The organism is Vibrio sp. 2033 (assembly GCF_033339735.1).
Genome location: NZ_JAWOVC010000144.1, coordinates 1 through 961 on the forward strand (window position 1 = coordinate 1; position 961 = coordinate 961).

Here is a 961-nt window from a genome sequence, read left to right on the forward strand (position 1 = left end):
CCGACAAACTTAAAGCCTTTCTTTTTGAGAAACTTACTCATGGCTTTGGACTGTTCTGTCGAAGCAGGTACGTCACTCATTTCATGCCACTGATTTACCACAGGCTTGCCATCGACAAACTGCCACAACGCCTCTGATAAGCTGCCATATTCAGCAATAAGTGCTTTGGCTGCTTTAGCGTTGCTAAATACCGAATTGATTTTGCCGCGATGCTTCACTACATCGAAGTTTTCGACGATGAACTCGGCGCGCTCTTCATTTCTCTGTTCCAACACGTCCAAATCATAGTTTTCAAACGCTTCACGATAGCCTTCTCGCTTTTTCAGAATCGTAATCCAACTCAAGCCAGCTTGCGCACCTTCCAACGTAATAAATTCGAACAACACTTTGTCGTCATAAACCGGAACGCCCCACTCTGCATCGTGATATTCGCGCTCTAGAGGGTGGTTCATCGCCCACGCGCACGTTTTGTGTTCTGTCATTTTTCGTCCTTATAAAAAGCGCCTCTAACTCACCAGCTAGAGGCGCTGAACTTTACATCGTTACTTTACATTAAGCCTATTTCGGCACCGACACTTTATGGAACAGACGATACAACACTGGCACGACAATAAGTGTCAGGATGGTGGCAAAACCTAAACCAAACATAATCGTTACCGCCATCGGTTTAAAGAAGATATCAGGTAGAAGAGGAATCATACCCAAAATGGTGGTGATCGCTGCCATACACACTGGGCGAACACGACTGACTGCCGCATCAACCACTGCGTCATATGCCTCTTTCCCCGACTTCATCTCAATTTCAATTTGGTCGAGCAGAACAATGCCGTTTTTAAGTACCATACCGGACAAGCTCAAAAAGCCCAGCAACGCCATAAAGCCAAACGGCGTATTGAGTGCCAACAAGCCAGTGGTCACACCAATCAATGCCAGTGGCACAGTGAGCCAAACAATCAGCGGT

Annotated in this window: 2 protein-coding genes; both read right to left on the reverse strand. The window is 46.4% G+C overall.

Going from position 1 to position 961, the window contains the following annotated elements:
• The coding region (locus R7P74_RS25200) for a DNA-3-methyladenine glycosylase I (protein ID WP_318123373.1) at positions 1-482 on the reverse strand (482 nt) is incomplete at its 3' end.
• 76 nt (positions 483-558) lie between these two features.
• Positions 559-961: efflux RND transporter permease subunit (locus R7P74_RS25205; protein WP_318123375.1), on the reverse strand; the 403-nt coding region annotated here is incomplete at its 5' end.